The 16,201-nt window shown below is 58.1% G+C and carries 15 protein-coding genes and 1 riboswitch; of the genes, 5 read left to right on the top strand and 10 right to left on the bottom strand.

Annotated elements, in window-relative coordinates:
• Window positions 1–63 precede the first annotated feature (63 nt).
• Together B150_RS0115610 and B150_RS21435 are read left to right on the top strand one after the other, a co-directional pair.
• Window positions 64–603 carry a PAS domain-containing protein gene (locus tag B150_RS0115610; protein ID WP_020400881.1) on the top strand — a complete coding sequence of 180 codons (540 nt, stop codon included), beginning with the start codon at window positions 64–66 and terminating at the stop codon, window positions 601–603.
• A complete protein-coding gene (locus tag B150_RS21435) occupies window positions 596–1,831 on the top strand; it encodes a methyl-accepting chemotaxis protein (RefSeq protein WP_020400880.1) in 1,236 nt (411 codons plus the stop codon). The genes B150_RS0115610 and B150_RS21435 overlap by 8 nt, the downstream gene beginning before the upstream one ends.
• 95 nt (window positions 1,832–1,926) lie before the next feature.
• Here B150_RS21435 and B150_RS0115600 read toward each other — a convergent pair whose 3' ends face one another.
• On the bottom strand, window positions 1,927–3,654 hold the full coding sequence (locus tag B150_RS0115600; protein ID WP_020400879.1) for a bifunctional helix-turn-helix transcriptional regulator/alpha/beta hydrolase: 1,728 nt from the start codon (window positions 3,652–3,654) through the stop codon (window positions 1,927–1,929).
• Between the two features lie 73 nt (window positions 3,655–3,727).
• On the bottom strand, window positions 3,728–4,672 hold the full coding sequence (locus tag B150_RS0115595) for a hypothetical protein (protein WP_020400878.1): 945 nt from the start codon (window positions 4,670–4,672) through the stop codon (window positions 3,728–3,730).
• Window positions 4,673–4,804: 132 nt separating this feature from the next.
• Window positions 4,805–5,017, top strand: a riboswitch (cobalamin riboswitch).
• Between the two features lie 134 nt (window positions 5,018–5,151).
• On the opposite strand from B150_RS0115595, the gene B150_RS0115590 reads away from it, so the two are divergent.
• Complete coding sequence (locus B150_RS0115590) at window positions 5,152–7,017, top strand: TonB-dependent receptor plug domain-containing protein (protein WP_020400877.1); 1,866 nt, start codon at window positions 5,152–5,154, stop codon at window positions 7,015–7,017.
• 51 nt (window positions 7,018–7,068) lie between these two features.
• On the opposite strand, the gene B150_RS21430 is transcribed toward B150_RS0115590, so the two are convergent.
• Together B150_RS21430 and B150_RS22605 are read right to left on the bottom strand one after the other, a co-directional pair.
• A complete protein-coding gene (locus B150_RS21430; protein ID WP_081611489.1) occupies window positions 7,069–7,599 on the bottom strand; it encodes a protein tyrosine phosphatase family protein in 531 nt (176 codons plus the stop codon).
• A 4-nt stretch (window positions 7,600–7,603) separates the two neighbouring features.
• The gene (locus B150_RS22605) at window positions 7,604–8,470 is read right to left on the bottom strand and encodes a thioredoxin family protein (RefSeq protein ID WP_020400875.1); all 867 of its coding nucleotides are present in this window, start codon (window positions 8,468–8,470) and stop codon (window positions 7,604–7,606) included.
• A gap of 201 nt (window positions 8,471–8,671) precedes the next feature.
• Between B150_RS22605 and B150_RS0115575 the strand changes: the two genes are divergently transcribed.
• Complete coding sequence (locus B150_RS0115575; protein WP_020400874.1) at window positions 8,672–9,760, top strand: SMP-30/gluconolactonase/LRE family protein; 1,089 nt, start codon at window positions 8,672–8,674, stop codon at window positions 9,758–9,760.
• Window positions 9,761–9,782: 22 nt separating this feature from the next.
• On the opposite strand, the gene B150_RS0115570 is transcribed toward B150_RS0115575, so the two are convergent.
• Window positions 9,783–10,151 carry a DoxX family protein gene (locus B150_RS0115570; RefSeq protein WP_020400873.1) on the bottom strand — a complete coding sequence of 123 codons (369 nt, stop codon included), beginning with the start codon at window positions 10,149–10,151 and terminating at the stop codon, window positions 9,783–9,785.
• Between the two features lie 74 nt (window positions 10,152–10,225).
• Window positions 10,226–11,134 (bottom strand): sigma-70 family RNA polymerase sigma factor, encoded by a 909-nt coding sequence (locus B150_RS0115565; RefSeq protein WP_020400872.1) that lies wholly within the window; start codon window positions 11,132–11,134, stop codon window positions 10,226–10,228.
• A 249-nt stretch (window positions 11,135–11,383) separates the two neighbouring features.
• On the opposite strand from B150_RS0115565, the gene B150_RS0115560 reads away from it, so the two are divergent.
• On the top strand, window positions 11,384–11,740 hold the full coding sequence (locus B150_RS0115560; protein ID WP_020400871.1) for a hypothetical protein: 357 nt from the start codon (window positions 11,384–11,386) through the stop codon (window positions 11,738–11,740).
• A gap of 3 nt (window positions 11,741–11,743) precedes the next feature.
• On the opposite strand, the gene B150_RS0115555 is transcribed toward B150_RS0115560, so the two are convergent.
• The 4 genes from B150_RS0115555 to B150_RS0115540 form a co-directional block, all read right to left on the bottom strand.
• On the bottom strand, window positions 11,744–12,322 hold the full coding sequence (locus B150_RS0115555; protein WP_020400870.1) for a hypothetical protein: 579 nt from the start codon (window positions 12,320–12,322) through the stop codon (window positions 11,744–11,746).
• A 134-nt stretch (window positions 12,323–12,456) separates the two neighbouring features.
• Window positions 12,457–13,200 (bottom strand): Crp/Fnr family transcriptional regulator, encoded by a 744-nt coding sequence (locus B150_RS0115550; protein WP_020400869.1) that lies wholly within the window; start codon window positions 13,198–13,200, stop codon window positions 12,457–12,459.
• A gap of 112 nt (window positions 13,201–13,312) precedes the next feature.
• Window positions 13,313–14,983, bottom strand: coding sequence for an AMP-binding protein (locus B150_RS0115545; protein ID WP_020400868.1), 1,671 nt, complete (start codon window positions 14,981–14,983; stop codon window positions 13,313–13,315).
• Window positions 14,984–15,006: 23 nt separating this feature from the next.
• Window positions 15,007–16,191, bottom strand: a complete 1,185-nt coding sequence (locus B150_RS0115540; protein WP_020400867.1) for an acyl-CoA dehydrogenase family protein — start codon at window positions 16,189–16,191, stop codon at window positions 15,007–15,009.
• Window positions 16,192–16,201: the final 10 nt, after the last annotated feature.

Here is a 16,201-nt window from a genome sequence, read left to right as displayed (position 1 = left end):
TTTAAAGGTGTATTCAGAACTCTACCGTGAATGAGACTCATGGGTTGCTAATAGGTGGGGTTTATGTCGAAACAAAAGATTACTCCTGTAGATCAGGAGCTTACCTTCAGTCCTGACGAGATCATCGTCTCCAAAACAGATCCAACCGGAAAAATCCTATATGCGAATGATGTGTTCTGCCGATTGGCGGAAATGAATACATCTGATGTTGTAGGCCAACCACATAGCATCATCCGCCATCCGGATATGCCGCGCGCAGTATTCAAGCTGCTGTGGGACAGTATTGGTTCGGGCCGCGAAATATTCGCGCTGATCAAGAATATGTCTGCCACGGGCAAATATTACTGGGTGGTTGCGCATGTCACACCGTCGCGAGATGGGGCAGGCAAAGTGCTTGGCTATCATTCGAACCGGCGGGCGCCAAACCGCGCTTCGGTACAGGAAATCATTCCGCTGTACCAGGAACTGAAAGCCGAAGAGGCAAAGCACACCGACCGGCGTGCGGGTCTTGAGGCTAGTTTCGCGTTGCTGCAGTCAAAGTTGAAAGCGACGGGCAAATCATATGATGAATTCATCTGGGGTGTGGGAGGTTCGAATGTTTGAGAATTTCGGTGGTCGCGCGGAGATGCGTGACCGCGCAACCAACCTTGAACGTGAAGTGGCCTGCAAGGCCGAAGAGCTGGCGCTCTATCAACGCGCGTTTGCCAAGATCATGACCGTGTTGGACCGCGCACGCGCGGGTGACCTTGAAGCCCGCGTGGAAGACTGGGACGAATATGGCCACCTGTCGGACGGCATGTCGAACCTCAACCGCGTGCTCGACCTTTCCGATGCCTTTGTGCGCGAGGCCACAGGCTCCCTTGATGCTGCGTCCAGTAGCCAATTTTACCGCAAGTTCCTGCCAACAGGCATGACCGGCAGCTTCGGCTCTGGCGCTGAAACCATCAACAAGACCATTTCCTCCATGGAAGCGGCCATCGCCCGCGAGGAAGCCAACCTCAAACGTATCACCGATGCCTTTGCCAGCAGCGTGGGCGGCCTGATCACCGGCCTTCTGGAAGCTGCTGACAAGGTGGATGTTGTGGCAGGCACCATGAAAACGGTGGCGCGCGAGAACCAGTCGCTGGCCGGTGCAGTGGCCGCAGCGGCTGAGCAGGCGAGCGCGAACGTGCAAACCGTGGCGTCAGCGGCGGAAGAGTTGACGGCGTCCGTGGAGGAGATCGCACGGCAAGTGCAGGCATCGTCCGAGCAGGCCGGAGCAGCTTCAAGCGAGGCAGACGGCGCGTCCCATACCATTGAGACATTGCAGGAAGCGTCTGACACCATCGGCAAGGTCGTCGGCCTCATCAACGAGATTGCGGACCAGACTAACCTTCTTGCGCTTAACGCCACGATTGAGGCGGCACGCGCGGGTGACGCGGGCAAAGGCTTTGCCGTGGTGGCGAGTGAGGTGAAAAGCCTCGCGAAACAGACCGCCACAGCGACGGAGGATATCAGCCATCAGGTTGACGCCATCCAGGGCAACACCAGCTCCACCGTGAAGGCGGTGTCGGGTATCGCCACCACCATTCGCTCCCTCAATGAGATTGCGGCGGCAATTGCGTCCGCGACGGAGGAGCAGTCTGCTGCGACCAATGAGATCAGCCGCAATATTCAGGAAGCATCTGCGGGTACCAAGGATGTGTCGCTCAATATCGGCAAGGTCAATGCGGCGGCGACGCAAACGCTTGAAAGCGCTGACCAGTTGAGCGATGCCGCGACCGAACTTGGTCGTCTATCGCGTGACCTCAAGAAGCGGTCTGACAGCTTCCTGAACGAACTGCGCAATTAAAGCGCCCGCAAAAGGGGTGCCCCCAAGGTGGGAACCTTGGGGGCCTTAGGGGCCTTACCGGGGCAGGTAAGGCTCTACAGGGGCGTCGTCATGGATCACGGGGTCTGAGAGCGATGAATGAACCCGCTTATATCTTCCATGATGTCACCCCAGTATTTGAACATCACCGTGTGTCCGATATCGTCTTTGATGCGAATATGCGCCTCGGGCGCGGTTTCCGCATAAGCAACGATCTCGTCCGCCGAGAAATGTGTATCTTCAATCCCGTGCCAGACAATGAGCGGGCACTGTAGTTCTGAAATATCGATGGGCGGCTTGCCGGCACGGAAAATCATTTCCGTGGCGACCCCCTCGCTCGTACGGACGAGGCTTTCCCGCGTATTGTGAATAAGCTGTTCTTCAATAAGGGGGACTTCAGCGAAATGCCTGTCGGACGAGCCGGGCGGATAAAATTCCGTAATCAGGCTTCGGCCCATCTTGTAGTTATATCCATTCCTGAAAATGCGCCAGAAACCTTTGAGCATCCATGGGTTTTGGTTGATGCGGTGGTAGAAAAACTGGAAGAAGTTTGCGTTGCGCTCCCGCGGGCCGCGCGGCATGGCTGGCACACCCGCCGTGATGGTGACCGAGCATACCTTGCCGTTCAGGCGAAGCGCGGCCGCCAGCGCAAACGCGGTGCCGGAGGCCTCCGCCATGATGGATACTTTTTTGAAGCCCTTGCCCTCAACAAAGTCCGCCACGTCTTGAGACACACTCTCGAAACTATGGTTCTTGCAGCTGTCTGACATGCCAAAACCGGGGCGCTCAAGCACATAAAGTGCAAGCCCAGCACTGGCCGACTGTTCGGACTGCGAGAGCAGCGGAATAATGGACGCGAGGCCTGAGTGGAACGCGAGCACCGGGTGACCGTCCAGCTTGCCATACAGGCGGTAGGCCATCTTGCGTCCGTCTGGCAGCATATAATATTTGCGTGGCTCAATCGCGACAGCGTCACGCTGGCCGTTCGGGCCCACCCAGGTGTGGCGTTGGTCGATCAGGATCCGGCTGAGAAGGCCAAGCTCAATGAGTAGTTTGATCAGTTCCGATTGCCGGTTCAGACCGGTTTTGGCGTAAATAGCCTTGAGCTGATTGCGTGCGGTGTGGATGCTGATGTTCAGCTCCTCCGCCGCTTCCGCAACAGTCGACCCTGTGCCCAGGTGAAGCGCGAGCCGCGCTTCGGAGTGCGTGAGGCCAAGCTCGGTGCGCAATATCTCGCCATTGTCGGTCGTGAACGAGATGGGCGAGAAAATAAGCCGCAACCGTTTCGCTTTTGAACTGGCTTTCCTCGGGTCGTCGCTCTCCACCTCCGGGTTGCGCATCAGTACCGCGAGAAGGGTGGTTTTCTCCTTCTTGAGGTCAAAGCGCATCAGGGTTGAATGCGCATCGCCCTTCGCAAGCCTTTCACGCGCATCCAGGAAAATCTGCTGGTGAGCATCGTCCTTGAAGACCAGATCGTCTTCATTCAGCGTGGATTCAAGATAGTTATAAAGCAAGGTCCGTGCGGTGCGGTTTGAGGCGCAGATGATGTTGAAGGTGTCAATCTCGACAATGCCATAGTCGGTATCGTGCAGTTCATTGTCCTGAAAGCCGTTGAAAATCTTCTGGCTCAGTTCCGCCGCCTGATCGAGGTGACCCTTCAGGATCTCTAGCGCCTCTTCATCTGCCTTGCCGATGATGTCGAGAACCTGATCCCAATTCTCCGGCTCGGAGGCGAAGTTGTAGAAGGCCATGACAATGGCCGCCTCGTTCTGGCGCGCGGATTTGTTTGCTTCACCTGTTTGCATGGCTGTGCCTGACTAGCTGAGTGATGTTGGCGTCTTGAAAACTCATAACAGCATGGCGTGAGAGGAAGGGGCGTTAAAGCCCCTTATTAACCTCAAGCTCAAGCAAGCGTTGTCTGTTCGCAGTTTCCTGAACTTGGTCGTTAAGCTCAAGATATTTCTGGCTCGACTGCGCCAAGGCTTCAAGCCCGGCATGGTTGGCAGTTTTTACTTCAGCCGGTGCACCCACAGTCGCATTCGCGCTTGCAATATTCGCGAGACCCGAGAGCGTACCGAAGTGGGAGGCACCGGCAAAAGCTTTTGCAGACCCGGTCTTGAGCGCGGCTTGCTGAAGTAGCGCGTGGCCCTGCGTGACCGGTGCGGCCTGCACGGCGCTTGCCGCCATATACTGCTGCTCACCCGCCAGGGCTTCATCATAGGAACTCAGGTTCTTGTTCAGCCGGTCGATGGCAAGGATCAGCACGTCGCCGGATGCTCGAACGCCGCTTTGAATTTCCTTCACCTGCTTTTTTGCCTTGCTGGCTTTCAGTTCGCCACTGTCCACTTGTGCCTTCAGCCCAGCAAAAGCCTCGCTATAGCATTGCTGCGATGCGTTCACCGCGATGGTTACGCTCTCAAGGTCCCGCGCTTCGCTGCTCATCTGGTCGCCGTAGGCGGCGAAACGGTCGTTGGGGTCCGGATGTTCGGTGCGCATCTGGGCGCTGTAGCCCGCTACATTCTCGGCAATGCTGCTGTATTTCTCGATCTTGTTCGCGGTATTGAGCGCTTTCATCGCCGTCCCGCCCGAGCCGCCAAGCCCTGCGAGGCTACCGACCGAACTGAAAAGCCCACCGAGCTTGCTGGCCTTCTCTTTCATGCTTTCCTTTGGTGTCACAAGCGGCGCCACGTCTTTCACGCCCTGATAACACTCCTTGTAATATTTCGCCTTGAAGGATTTTGCTTCGGCAGCCTCAGGCGCATAAAGCGTGGTGGCGGTCACAAATGCAAAAGCGGCACCGCAGGTGATGGTTCGCATGGTCATGATATTTACCCCGTAAAGTCACTGTTTCCTCATCTGTCCGCGACCCTACGCTGCCATGAAAGCGTCGGCATGACCCAAATGGGCTAAATCGCATTCTGACGATGTGCCGCTTGCCAAGGGCAGATGGATCAAGTATCAGCACAGCCAGACGGTTTCCCCGTGCCACCAGCATGGGGACTAAGAGGGAACGCGGTGAGGCTTGACGCCAAATCCGTGGCTGTACCCGCAACTGTAAGTGACGAGCGACCGCCTCATTATCCACTGGTTGGCCCCAAGCTGGCCGGGAAGGAGAGGGGGGAGCGATGACCCACAAGCCAGGAGACCTGCCGTCGTGTCGCCCATCTCGCGGTCGGGTCAACCGGTGAGAGCGGACAAACCGTACAGGCGACAAGCTCGTTGCTGTGTACGGGGCTTGTCCGGATTTCACGACAAACTCCAGCGCAGTTTTTGCCCTTTTGGGCTCAGATGGAGTGATAATCGTGTTGAAGAATTCTCTTAAAGTCTCGCTCGCGCTTACGACAGCGCTTGCCGGTGTTTCCGGTGCAGCAATCGCTGAAGAAGCCATGTTTGATGGTGTTGAAGAAGTGGTGGTAACGGCGTCCCGCCGCGAGCAACCCATCACGGAAGTTGCGAAAAGCATTGATGTGATCGGTGAAGATGACCTGCGCATCAAGCAGTATAGCTTCGTGCTGGATGCCTTGCAGTCCGTGCCGGGTGTGACCATCAATCAGAACGGTTCCTTCGGCGGTGTTGCGACCGTCAGCATTCGCGGCGCCAGCAGCGACCAGACCGTGGTGCTGATTGACGGCGTACAGGTGAACGACCCATCCGCCACGGGTGGTGGCTATAACTTCGCCGGTCTCGATCCGAACGGTATCGAGCGCATTGAAGTGCTGCGCGGCCCACAGGCTGTGCTCTATGGCTCGGACGCCATGGGCGGCGTGATCAACATCATCACCAAATCCGGTGGTGACGCGCTGGGTGACAGTGCCTTTGCGGAATACGGCTCTTATAATTCGCTGCGCACCGGTGCCAATATATCGGGTGGGACCGAGCGCATCAGCTTCAACCTCGCGGGCACCTATGTGGACACTGACGGCATCTCTTCCGCCGCGCGTGAGAATGGCAACACGGAACGGGACGGTTTTGAAAGCCTTACCCTGCGCGGCAAAATGGGCATCAAGCTTTCGGAAGCAGCCCGCCTTGAACTGAATGCAAACTATATCGACTCTGACAAGGAGATCGACGGTTTCGCCCTTCAGGGTGACGGCTCCTACGCGCTGGGTGATACCAATGAAGTCAGCAAGTCGGAAGAATATGCGCTCGCAGCGCGCGGCTTCCTTGACCTGTTCGATGGCATGCTCAGCAACACGGTGTCCATTGAGTATTCCGAGATTGACCGCAAAAGCTTCATCGGTGACGCGGAAACTTACGGTGCCAACGGCGAACGGCTGAACCTGGACTATCTCGGCACACTGACAGTGTCTGAGGATGTCTCGCTCACCGCTGGTCTGCAGCATGAGGAAGTGAAAGCTGCCAGCCAGGACCCGGAAGCCATCAGCACCGATAGCATCTTCGGGTCTGTCACCTACACGGGCATCGAAGGCCTTACGCTCACGGGCGGTGTGCGTCATGACGACCACGAAACATTTGGCGGCAACACCAGTTTTGAAGCTGCTGCAGCTTACCTTGTGGAAGAAACCGGCACCCGCATTCACGCGACCTGGGGTGAAGGCTTCAAAGCGCCGACCATCTTCCAGCTCACTTACTTCTGCTGTGGTTTTGACCCGAACCCGAACCTGAAGCCGGAACAGACCGAAGCATGGGAAGTGGGCGTTGAACAAAGCGTGGCGGATGACCGTATCACGCTTGGCGCAACCTACTTTGACCGCAAAACGCAAGACCTGATCATCTTCACCTTCACTGGTGGCTATCAGAACGTGTCGCGCGCCCGCGCCAAAGGTGTTGAACTGACCCTCGCGGCTGATATCTCCGAAACACTCAGCTTCAACGCCAACTATACCTATACGGACGCGAAGGACCGCGACACGGACAGCCTGCTTGCCCGCCGGCCGAAGCATCAGGCCTATGCCGCACTTGTATGGGCCCCGACCGAGAAGCTCTCAGGCGCGGTATCGGTAACTCATAACGGGCGCGAACTCGATAGCGGCACCACATTTGTGGATGACTGGACCCGTGTTGATCTGCGCGCCGCCTACAAGCTGAATGACACGATTGAGCTTTATGGCCGTGTTGAAAACCTGTTCGATGCTGACTACCAGCAAGTGCTGGGGTACGGCACGCCGGGCGCGTCAGCCTTTGGCGGCATTCGCGCACGTTTCTAACGCTGTAAGATAAAGATTTCGGGCGGCCTGCGGGTCGCCCGTGCTTGAAAGCTAGTTGCCTTTGGCGGCTTCGGCTTCTTCAATCACGCTGCTGACCGTGCCGATAAGCGAGGTGAGGCCCGCGCGCTTGCCTTCATCAATGGCAGCGGCTGGGCTCATATTCTGTACAAAATAGGCCCGCAGCGCCATCAAGGCACCAGCGCGGTTGCCGCTGGCGCAGTGCACAAACACCGGCGTGCCGGAAAGTTTGAGCGCATCATCAAGCCGGATGGCGTTTTCGCGTGTGATATCGGCAGATGTCACCGGAATGGCAATGTACTTGAGACCAAGTTCATCGGCAGCCGCAGCTTCTGCGAGGCTATGGGCGTCAAGCCCTTCAAGGTTGATGACACTCTTGTAACCCGCGTTCTTCAGGCGTTCGAGATCCTCATTGCTTGGGCGTCCACCGGTCAAAAGGCCCGGCTCAATTTCCCGTGCATTCGGAATAGTGCCATAGTCAGCGGTAGGTTGCTCGTCAGCATATAGTGCGGACGGCATGGCCATAAGGCTCATAAACAGTCCGAGGCGACATAGCGTTTTCATGCACTCACTCCCACGAGAAGGCCGGATACTGGGGCAAGTCTACCTGTATTTCGTCTTCAGTGTAAGCGGCTTTGCGCTTTGCAATGGCACGCAGGCGGGCAAGGTCGTCCGTCAGCTTGTAGCGCAGCACACGAACCTGTTCCCACATGTCATAGAAATTGTCCGGGCGTTCGTCACGCGGCAAGGCCACAAGGGGCCCGAGGATTTCATAGGCGTGCGCAATGCGCTCAGCCTGCTTTTCTTCAAATACGTCGATATCGTGCAGTGCTGCCTTCAGGTTGGCTTTCGCGAGCTCTTCCGCAGCGCTTTCAAGGCTGTTGGCCTGGTGCTCAAAATAGTCGACCGTGTCCTTAAGGCTGATGCTCGCGGCAGCGCGCCACTGGTGCATGCTCTTGCGGTTCACAACCGCTTCGCCGTTCGGGTCGACCACAAAGACGGTCGGCGTGCCGTACACCACCGGCTGGCCGAAACGCTGTACGATGTCGTTGCCGTGTTCAAGGTAGCCAACGTCCACCAACAACACTTCATATTTGCGTGCGATCACGTCCTGCATCTCGGCGCTATTGAGATGGGCGACAAAGCCCTGGCTGTCATGGCACCAGTTGGCACCCAGCACAATCATCGCCAGCTTGCCGGATGCGCGTGCTTTTGTGAGCGTTGTGTCCACGTCAGCCATGGCGTTTTCACTGGGCTCAAACGGCATTGCTTCGCCATCTTCGGCGCTCAGCGGATCGACCATCTGTTGGCCGAATTCCGACAGCGCGCTGAGGGTCGTGCTAAGGCAATCTGCCGGCGTGCTGACAAGCGTGAGCATTGCGCCCCCAAAAGTGGCCCAAAGAAGCACTGCCAGCGATGTTTGTTCCAGTTTCATAAACCCCTTCCCCCGAAGCGGCGGTTTTGTGCAACAAATTGCCGTAGCATGCCAGCCAAAAAAGCAACTTATGGCATAGGGCGCAGAATTCGGCCCATTTTGGTATCATAATACACCTTTTAGGCGTGTTTGGCCTTATGGATTCTGGACCATTCTGTTCGTGCGGCCTAGAATCAGGTGGAGTCGGGGGAGGAAAATATCATGCGTCGTCGTTCTAAAATTCTGATTGGTGCCGGTGTGGTTGTGGCGGGAGTGAGCATTTTTGTGCTCGATCTGCTGCGCGACGGCGGCATGTTCCGCGAAATCGAGCCACATTTTGCGGGAAGTTGTGAAAAGATCGGCGGTGTCGTGGGGGTGGAAGACATCACCTATGACGCGGAGGGTGGCTTTGCCTACCTCTCCAGCCACGACCGGCGTGCGTGGCGGCAAACAGGTAGTGCGGAAGGCGGTATCTACCGTTACCGCGCAGGGTCACACGCCAGCCCGCTTGTGCTCAGTCACGACTACGAAGGGGAATTGCACCCACACGGCATCGGCCTTTGGAAAAACCCTGAAGGCGCAGACCGGCTTTTTGTTGTGAATCATCCGAACCGTGCGGATGGTGGCGCCAATATGGACGACAGCGCGTCAGAAGTGCTGGTGTTCGAGATTGGCGAAGCATCGCTCCATCTGGTGCGCACCGTGCGCTCTGAGGCTGACCTCAGCCTCAATGATGTTATCCCCGATAGCGCTGATACTTTCTATGCCTCTATCGACAAGGGGGCCAAAAGCCGTTTCGGCCGCATGGCGGAGACCTTCGTTCGCCTGCCGCTTGGCGGTATCGCGCGCGGCAACGAGTTCAATATCTGGAAAATTGAAGGTGGCCTTACGTACCCGAACGGCGTTGCGCTGAGCGCGGACGGTGACTATCTGTTCGTGGCGGAGACCACCGGCCAGCACTTGTTTGCCTATAAGCGTGACGCGTCGGATGGCAGCAAGCTGACCCGCGCCGCCGAAACAGACACCCGCACAGGCGCCGACAATATTGAAATCGCGCCCGATGGCAGCCTGTGGATTGGCGCGCATCCGGTCGCGCTCGCATTCCCCGGGCACGCGAAAGACAGTGCCAAACGTTCACCATCGCAGGTTATCCGCGCCACGTTTGACGGTAAGGGGTTCGACGTTGAGGAGATTTACCTCAACGACGGTGACCCGCTCTCGGGCTCCAGTGTCGCGGCACCTGTGGGTGACCATATCCTGATCGGTGCGGTGTTTGACCCCTTCTTCCTTGACTGCAAGCGAACGGAATAGGGGCCGTCACCATTGGGCAAGCTCAGGCGACTGGGCTCAGTACCAAGCGGCCATAAGCGACAAACGCACAAATAGCAGCCACCACAAGCCAATAAACCATCTGGCCGTGTTCCGTGGTGCCTGAGTTCAGGTGTACCGCGGAAAAAGCCAGCATTTCGAGCGCGATGACGATGGCCGCCGCGGGGGCAAGCATCGCTGCAGGCCGGTACAGAAGGGGTGCAACAAGCCCAATTACACAGGCAAGCTCCACGGCTGCGATGGCAAGCCATGCGCTGTGCGGGATCGCGCTCAGGGACGGGACCGTCTGTTCGGAATTGCTGAATTTCCACACTGCGCCCGCCGCTGTGTGCAGCGCGAGCAATATTTGAATGATCCACAAGGCAATGTTCATGGGTGTTCTCCTTGAAAAATATGAAGGGGGTGCGCCCGCGTGGCTTGCGGGCGCGCAGGGGTGTTCAGCGTCACCTAAGGCGCGGGTGTGTCGCTGATGCGGATATCCATCTCGCGAAGGGTGGTCTGGTCCATCACCACGTCGATGGCGGTGATCCGACCGTCCGTGAGGGTGAAACACCAAACAAAGGCGGGTTTGCCGCCGGGGGGTGCCCATGTCATGGCGGCGAGGCCGTCAACATGCGCCAGTTGCGCGCCAAGGGCCTTGCCCTTGAACATATCGGCCACCTGCGCCGCACCGGTGAGGCGGTCCGCGAACTGCGGCGCGCCCTTGCCCTTGTTGGCGCTGGTGATCTTGATGGCAACCTCGTCCGCGCGCAGCACCACATCCGGGTGCAGGAGGCGGATGAGCGCGTCAAAATTGCCCTCACGCGATGCGGTCATGAAGGCAGTCACAACAGCCTCCTGCCGGTCGCGGTCCTCGCCTATGGCATCTGCGCCGCGCACACGCCGTCTGGCCCGGCTCGCGAGCTGGCGTGTCGCCATTTCGTTACGGTCGATGATGGGCGCGATGTCCCTGAAGGGAATATCGAAAAAGTCATGCAGCACGAAGGCTGTGCGCTCAGCCGGGGTTAGGTGGTCAAGGACCGCCAGCAATGCGGGGCCGACTGCGTCCGCAACACCAAGGCCCGCGTCCGGCAGCGGGTTTGTATCCTCAAGCCCGCTCATGTCATGCACATCCAGCGCATCTTCACGCCGGGCTTTGCGGGCACGCAGCATATCAAGGCAGATGCGGGCCACGACGGTGGTCAGCCAGCCTTTGAGGTTATCGACCGCGTCGCCATCGTTGCGGGATAGCCTGATCCAGGCTTCCTGCACCGCGTCCTCCGCTTCACCCTGTGAGCCCAACATGCGGTAGGCCACCGCCTGCAAATGGCTGCGGCTCTCCTCAAAGCGTGTTGTCAGGCGGTCAGTCGTGTCCATCGTTCCCTCATCTTCGTCATGTCATTTTGCGCAGCCGTCCTGGCGTGCGCTCTCATGGTCATGACGAAACCAGACAATGCAAACGTGACAGTATTGGCGAATTTATTCGAATAAAAATGATAACCATCTGAATTTGTTAGAATATTTATAGGTGTTATAGAGCCGGATGTTTCCTCCCCTGTGTTTGACAGAAATCAACTACAGCGTACCCGGTCCGCGGTAAAAGGGATGAAATCGCGGAGAGTGGCATTGGCAGAAGCACCTGAAAAATCGGAAGAACAGGCCCGACTGGAGCAGTATCTGGAAGTCTGCAACCAGGTGCTGGAGGCAAACCGCAACCGGTTCCCCTTCAACCGCATCTGGGAAGCGGCGGAGGCATCACTCGCCGGTCGCTCGGTTGCTTTTGCGGTGGTGGATGACGAGCCGAAGGCAAGCTGTGTTGTGCGCCTCTGTGGTCAGCATATCGAGACCGCAGACGCGGGCGACGAGAACCCACCCGCCACGCGGCTCAGCAAACAATATATCGATGATGTGGTCGCCCACCCCGATAAATATATCGAAGACCCAAGCCTGATCGACTGGCGTTGGCTATCTGGAAAGACCTGACGCTCAGCGTTCGCGCAGGCTGTCGGTTATCTTGTCGATTGTCCGGTCATAGATCTCGAACAAATATTTCCTCAGCGAATTGGTTTTGTCGCGCACGTCTGACGTTTCCTTGAGGAACGGCCAGGCGACAAAATTGATCGACAGGATCACATGGGTCACATTCACGCCGTCGTCCGCTGCGGGCAAGCCGAGCGCGCTGACATGCGACCAGTCGGCTGACGGCCCCACATAGGGCACCACACTGATGGACGGCTGGCGTTGGCGCGCGATATCGCACACAAATTGCCAGATCAGGCTGCCCGGTCCCTTACCCGGCATATCCGCCAGTTTCTGGCCGGTATAGTCACCATAGGTGTTCGCGAGCACGGTTTTGCCCATGTGGATATAGCGAAAATCCAGCTCGCCCGGTGTGAGCGAGAACACGATATTGTTTTGCTGCGCCTCAAGCGGCATGCGGCATTCAAGCTCGGCATAGGTCGGCAGGCGGTTGCCCTCACGCAGGCTGGCTTGTACCCATGTCTTGAGTTCGGATTCCTGAGCGTCTGAAAGGCGGTCAAGCGAGGGGGTAAAACGGTCGGGCATATAACACCAATAAGCTCACTTATCTTTCCCTTGCCAAGGAAAAGCAGAAATACACAAGGCCGGAGGCCATGCCCCGGCCCTCCAATCCTGACAGTAAGGAATTCCGATTAAGGATCGGTAAACGGTGACGCCACTTAATGCATGTCGTCGCAGGGAAACTCGTTCGAGCAGGCGCTGCAGGCGAACGAGGACATCACATCAATCGTCGGGATGATGACCGTGGCACCCTTGACGGTAATGCCAGTCTCTTCCCTCAGCTTGTTGAGCGCGCGGGAGAAAGTTTCCGACTTCATGCCAAGACGAGCGGCAATAAGTGATTTGTCATACGGCAGTTTGAGCTCAATCGGGCCCATGTCGTCCCGGTGACAGAGGCGCAAGAGGAAACAGCCGATACGCTGCGACGCGTTCTGGAGCGTGAGGCTCTCGATCTCGCGGGTTTGCCGCTTGCGGTGGCGCGACAGCGAGGTCAACATCGAGAGCGCCATGGCATTATCTTCGGTGATCGCTTTCCTCAGCAGCGCACTTGGCAGCCTCAGCACCCGCACATCTTCAATCGCGCTCGCGCCAAAGGAATGCACGCTGTCTTCAAGGATGGCGGTCTCGGCAAAAATATGGCCGTTGGTGACCATGTCGATCACAGCTTCGTTGCCGTCCAGGGTTTCGCGGAACAGCTTCACCCAGCCGGAGAGCACAATATAAAAGGCATCCGCGTCGTCATCTTGCAGGAAAAGCGTATCACCTTTCTTGAGGCTGACCACCTGAGCGGCCTGCGCAAAGCTATCGATCAGCGCCTCACTCGCACGCGAAAAAATGCTCTGACGCGCAAGCACAGGCTTGGGGTCAAAACGCATGACAAAAGGTGCTGTATCAGGGGCCATGAGCCGATCTCGCTTTAGAAGTATGCAGGGGCGGGCGCGTGCCCGGCCATGAGTTGCCACAAAATAGCGTAGAAATGGTTAACAAGGCAACGGTTCCCGCACCTTTTGGTGTCTATTTTTCGCGTACAAGCTCGATACTGCCGTGCGCAATGCGGCTTGCCACATCCTCCACGATGCCGCTGTAGCGCGCCAATATACGCTCCCGGCGGATTTTCATCGTGTGGGTCAGTATCGCGTTTTCAATGGTCCAGGGCTCGCTTGAAAGCACGATGCCGCCAATCTGGGCGTGGCGCTCCAGCCCCGCGTTGATCTCGGCGGTCAGGGCCAGCAGCGCTGCCTCACAGGCCTCCGCCGTCTTGGTGAGGGCGAGTTCACTGGGGACCAGCATGATCACTGGTTGCGGCAGGCCATGGCCAACGATACACGCCTGTTCCACCAGCTCAGATTGCTGGAACTGGGTTTCAATCGGGCCCGGCGCGACATATTTGCCCTTGGCGGTTTTGAAGGTCTCCTTCACCCGCCCGCGCAGGTACACATAACCTTCTTCGTCGATATGCGCGCGGTCACCGGTATGCACCCAGCCGTCGCGGAAGGTCTCAGCGTTTTTATCCGGCGCATTATAGTATCCAAGGCTGATACCACGCGCGCGCACCACCAGTTCGCCCTCATCTGTGACCCTGAGTTCCACACCCTTGACCGGTTTGCCGACGGAGCCGTGCCGCGGCTCGTGGCCGCTTGTTGTGGTGATCGGCAAAATCTCGGTCTGGCCGTAGCCGTCCAGCAGGCTGAGGCCAAAGAGATCGAACCACTCTTTGGTGGCTGGCGGCACCGGCGCGGTGGTCGACAGCATGGATTTCACACTGGCGAGGCCCAGTTTTTCGCGAATGCCGGCGGATACAGCCGCCGCGTTCGGCCCCGTCAGCGCAGCCTTGAGGGCACCAGCGTCGCCACCCATGGCCGCAAGCACACCCTGCACCAATTTTTCCCATATACGCGGCACCCCAAAGAAATAATCGGGTTTGGCGTAGCCAAGGTCGGATGTGAAAGTCTCAAGCCCTTCATTGAAATGAATCACCCCGCCAACCCTGATGGCATGCAGTTCAATCACCAGCCGTTCGGCCAGATGCGCCAGCGGCAGGTAGGAGAAAAAGCGCCAGCCGGGGGTGGAGCCGGTTTCTTCCACCAGTCCATCTGTCGCGCGTTTCAGGCTATTCAGCGAATGCATCACGCCCTTGGGTTTGCCTGTGGTGCCAGAGGTGAAGATGATGGTGGCCACCTCATCACCATCTGGCATCGCGGGCAGGGGCAGGCCGTCACCGCGCTTGAGGAAATCTTCCCATGTGATGTCACCAAGGCTTGGGTTCACACCCGGCAGGGTGACGACGGTGATGCCTTCGGGCAGATGCTCCCGCACCTCGGCCCAGTTGGCGCTTTCGCCAAGGAACAAAAGCTCAACCTCGGCAAAATCCAGCACATAGTGGAAGGTCTCGGGCCGCATGGTGGTGAAGACGGGTACGGTGATGCAGCCCGCGCGCAGGATGGCCATGTCTGCCATGATCCAGTGCGCGCGGTTTTTTGACAGCACGGCAGCCTTTTTACGCTCACCGCCAAAGTGCGCGCTGATAGCGGTGGCCGCGCGGTCGATTGTCGCCTTGGCAACGGCCCATGTGTAGACCGTTGGCTCTCCGCCCGCGAGGGCTACCAGCCAAGGCTCGCTCCCCTGTACGGTGGCCCAGTGGGCGATGTTGTCAAGCGCGTGACCTGGTGCCGTATTGTCTGTCATGTCCCGTCCCCCGTTCGTCGGCATTAGCCTTTAAGCAGTTCCTTTGCGATGATCGATTGCCGCACCTGATTGGTGCCCGCGCCGATCTCGATCACCTTGCCTGACCGGTACAGCCGGTTCACCTCTGTCTCCCGCATGAAACCCATGCCGCCGTGGATCTGCACGGCGCTATCCAGCACGCGCATCAGTGCGCGGCCAGTGTGCAGCGCGGTCATCGCCGTGCGCATGTGCACCACGCCGCGTCCGCCGCCGCCTTGCTCCAGCTCGTTCACTTCTTTCAGGATCTGGTAGGCGGTGGCGCGCATGGTCTCCACGTCCGTGTACATGTCTGCCAGCATGCCCTGCACCAGTTGGAAATGGCCGATGGGCTTGCCAAACTGCATGCGCTCCTTGGCGTAAGCGAGGGAGAGGTCAAGCGCGCGCTGCGCCACCCCGATGGTGGAAACACAGAGGAGCACCCGTTCGATATTCAGCCCGCTCATCACCACGGCAACGCCGCCGTTCTCTGCGCCCACAAGGTTCTCGGCGGGCACACGGCAGTTGTCGAACACCAGTTCGCCTGTTGGGCTGCCGCGCCAGCCCATTTTATCGAGCTTCTGCGCAACTGAGAAACCGGGGAAATCCTTTTCTACAATGAAGGCGGAAATGCCGTGCGCACCCGCGCCCACGTTGGTTTTGGCATACACCAGCAGCACATCCGCCACAGGCCCGTTGGTGATGAACATCTTGCGGCCATTCAGCACATATTCATCGCCGTCCCGCGTCGCGGTAGTGGCCATGGAACCCAGCGCATCAGATCCCGCGCCGGGTTCGGTCAGCCCCAGCGCGCCGATGGCTTCGCCTTTCACAAAACGCGGCAGGTATTTGGCCTTTTGCGCCTCGTTGGCGTTCCTGACGATGTTATTCACACACAGGTTTTCGCTAGAGCCCCAACTGGCGGACAGGCAGTGGTTCCAGTAGGAAAAAGCCTCAGCCACCAAAGCTTGCGAGATGAAATCAAGCCCCGCGCCGCCCAGTTCCTCGGGCACGGTGGTGCCCAGCATGCCCGCACTCGCCATGGCGCGGTATTCAGTGTCCGGGAACCAGTCCTCGTCATCCATACGCGCGAGCAGGGGGTGCATCTCCTTCTCGGCATATTTCCACGCGCTGTCGTAAAGCGCCTGATGCTCTTCAGTGAAACCGAACTCAGCAAGGTTGGGCTGCATCATGGCTCTCCCC

It is taken from the genome of Kordiimonas gwangyangensis DSM 19435 = JCM 12864 (assembly GCF_000375545.1).
Taxonomy (GTDB): domain Bacteria; phylum Pseudomonadota; class Alphaproteobacteria; order Sphingomonadales; family Kordiimonadaceae; genus Kordiimonas; species Kordiimonas gwangyangensis.
This window is presented reverse-complemented; position numbering and strand designations above follow the sequence as displayed.

What these genes read in the sequence shown, in the direction of transcription:
- B150_RS21435 (WP_020400880.1), top strand. Translation starts at nt 596, where the DNA reads ATGTTTGAGAATTTCGGTGGTCGCGCGGAGATGCGTGACCGCGCAACC.
- B150_RS0115595 (WP_020400878.1), bottom strand. Translation starts at nt 4,672, where the DNA reads ATGACCATGCGAACCATCACCTGCGGTGCCGCTTTTGCATTTGTGACC.
- B150_RS22605 (WP_020400875.1), bottom strand. Translation starts at nt 8,470, where the DNA reads ATGAAACTGGAACAAACATCGCTGGCAGTGCTTCTTTGGGCCACTTTT.
- B150_RS0115610 (WP_020400881.1), top strand. Translation starts at nt 64, where the DNA reads ATGTCGAAACAAAAGATTACTCCTGTAGATCAGGAGCTTACCTTCAGT.
- B150_RS0115565 (WP_020400872.1), bottom strand. Translation starts at nt 11,134, where the DNA reads ATGGACACGACTGACCGCCTGACAACACGCTTTGAGGAGAGCCGCAGC.
- B150_RS0115600 (WP_020400879.1), bottom strand. Translation starts at nt 3,654, where the DNA reads ATGCAAACAGGTGAAGCAAACAAATCCGCGCGCCAGAACGAGGCGGCC.
- B150_RS0115575 (WP_020400874.1), top strand. Translation starts at nt 8,672, where the DNA reads ATGCGTCGTCGTTCTAAAATTCTGATTGGTGCCGGTGTGGTTGTGGCG.
- B150_RS21430 (WP_081611489.1), bottom strand. Translation starts at nt 7,599, where the DNA reads ATGAAAACGCTATGTCGCCTCGGACTGTTTATGAGCCTTATGGCCATG.
- B150_RS0115570 (WP_020400873.1), bottom strand. Translation starts at nt 10,151, where the DNA reads ATGAACATTGCCTTGTGGATCATTCAAATATTGCTCGCGCTGCACACA.
- B150_RS0115555 (WP_020400870.1), bottom strand. Translation starts at nt 12,322, where the DNA reads ATGCCCGACCGTTTTACCCCCTCGCTTGACCGCCTTTCAGACGCTCAG.
- B150_RS0115545 (WP_020400868.1), bottom strand. Translation starts at nt 14,983, where the DNA reads ATGACAGACAATACGGCACCAGGTCACGCGCTTGACAACATCGCCCAC.
- B150_RS0115550 (WP_020400869.1), bottom strand. Translation starts at nt 13,200, where the DNA reads ATGGCCCCTGATACAGCACCTTTTGTCATGCGTTTTGACCCCAAGCCT.
- B150_RS0115540 (WP_020400867.1), bottom strand. Translation starts at nt 16,191, where the DNA reads ATGATGCAGCCCAACCTTGCTGAGTTCGGTTTCACTGAAGAGCATCAG.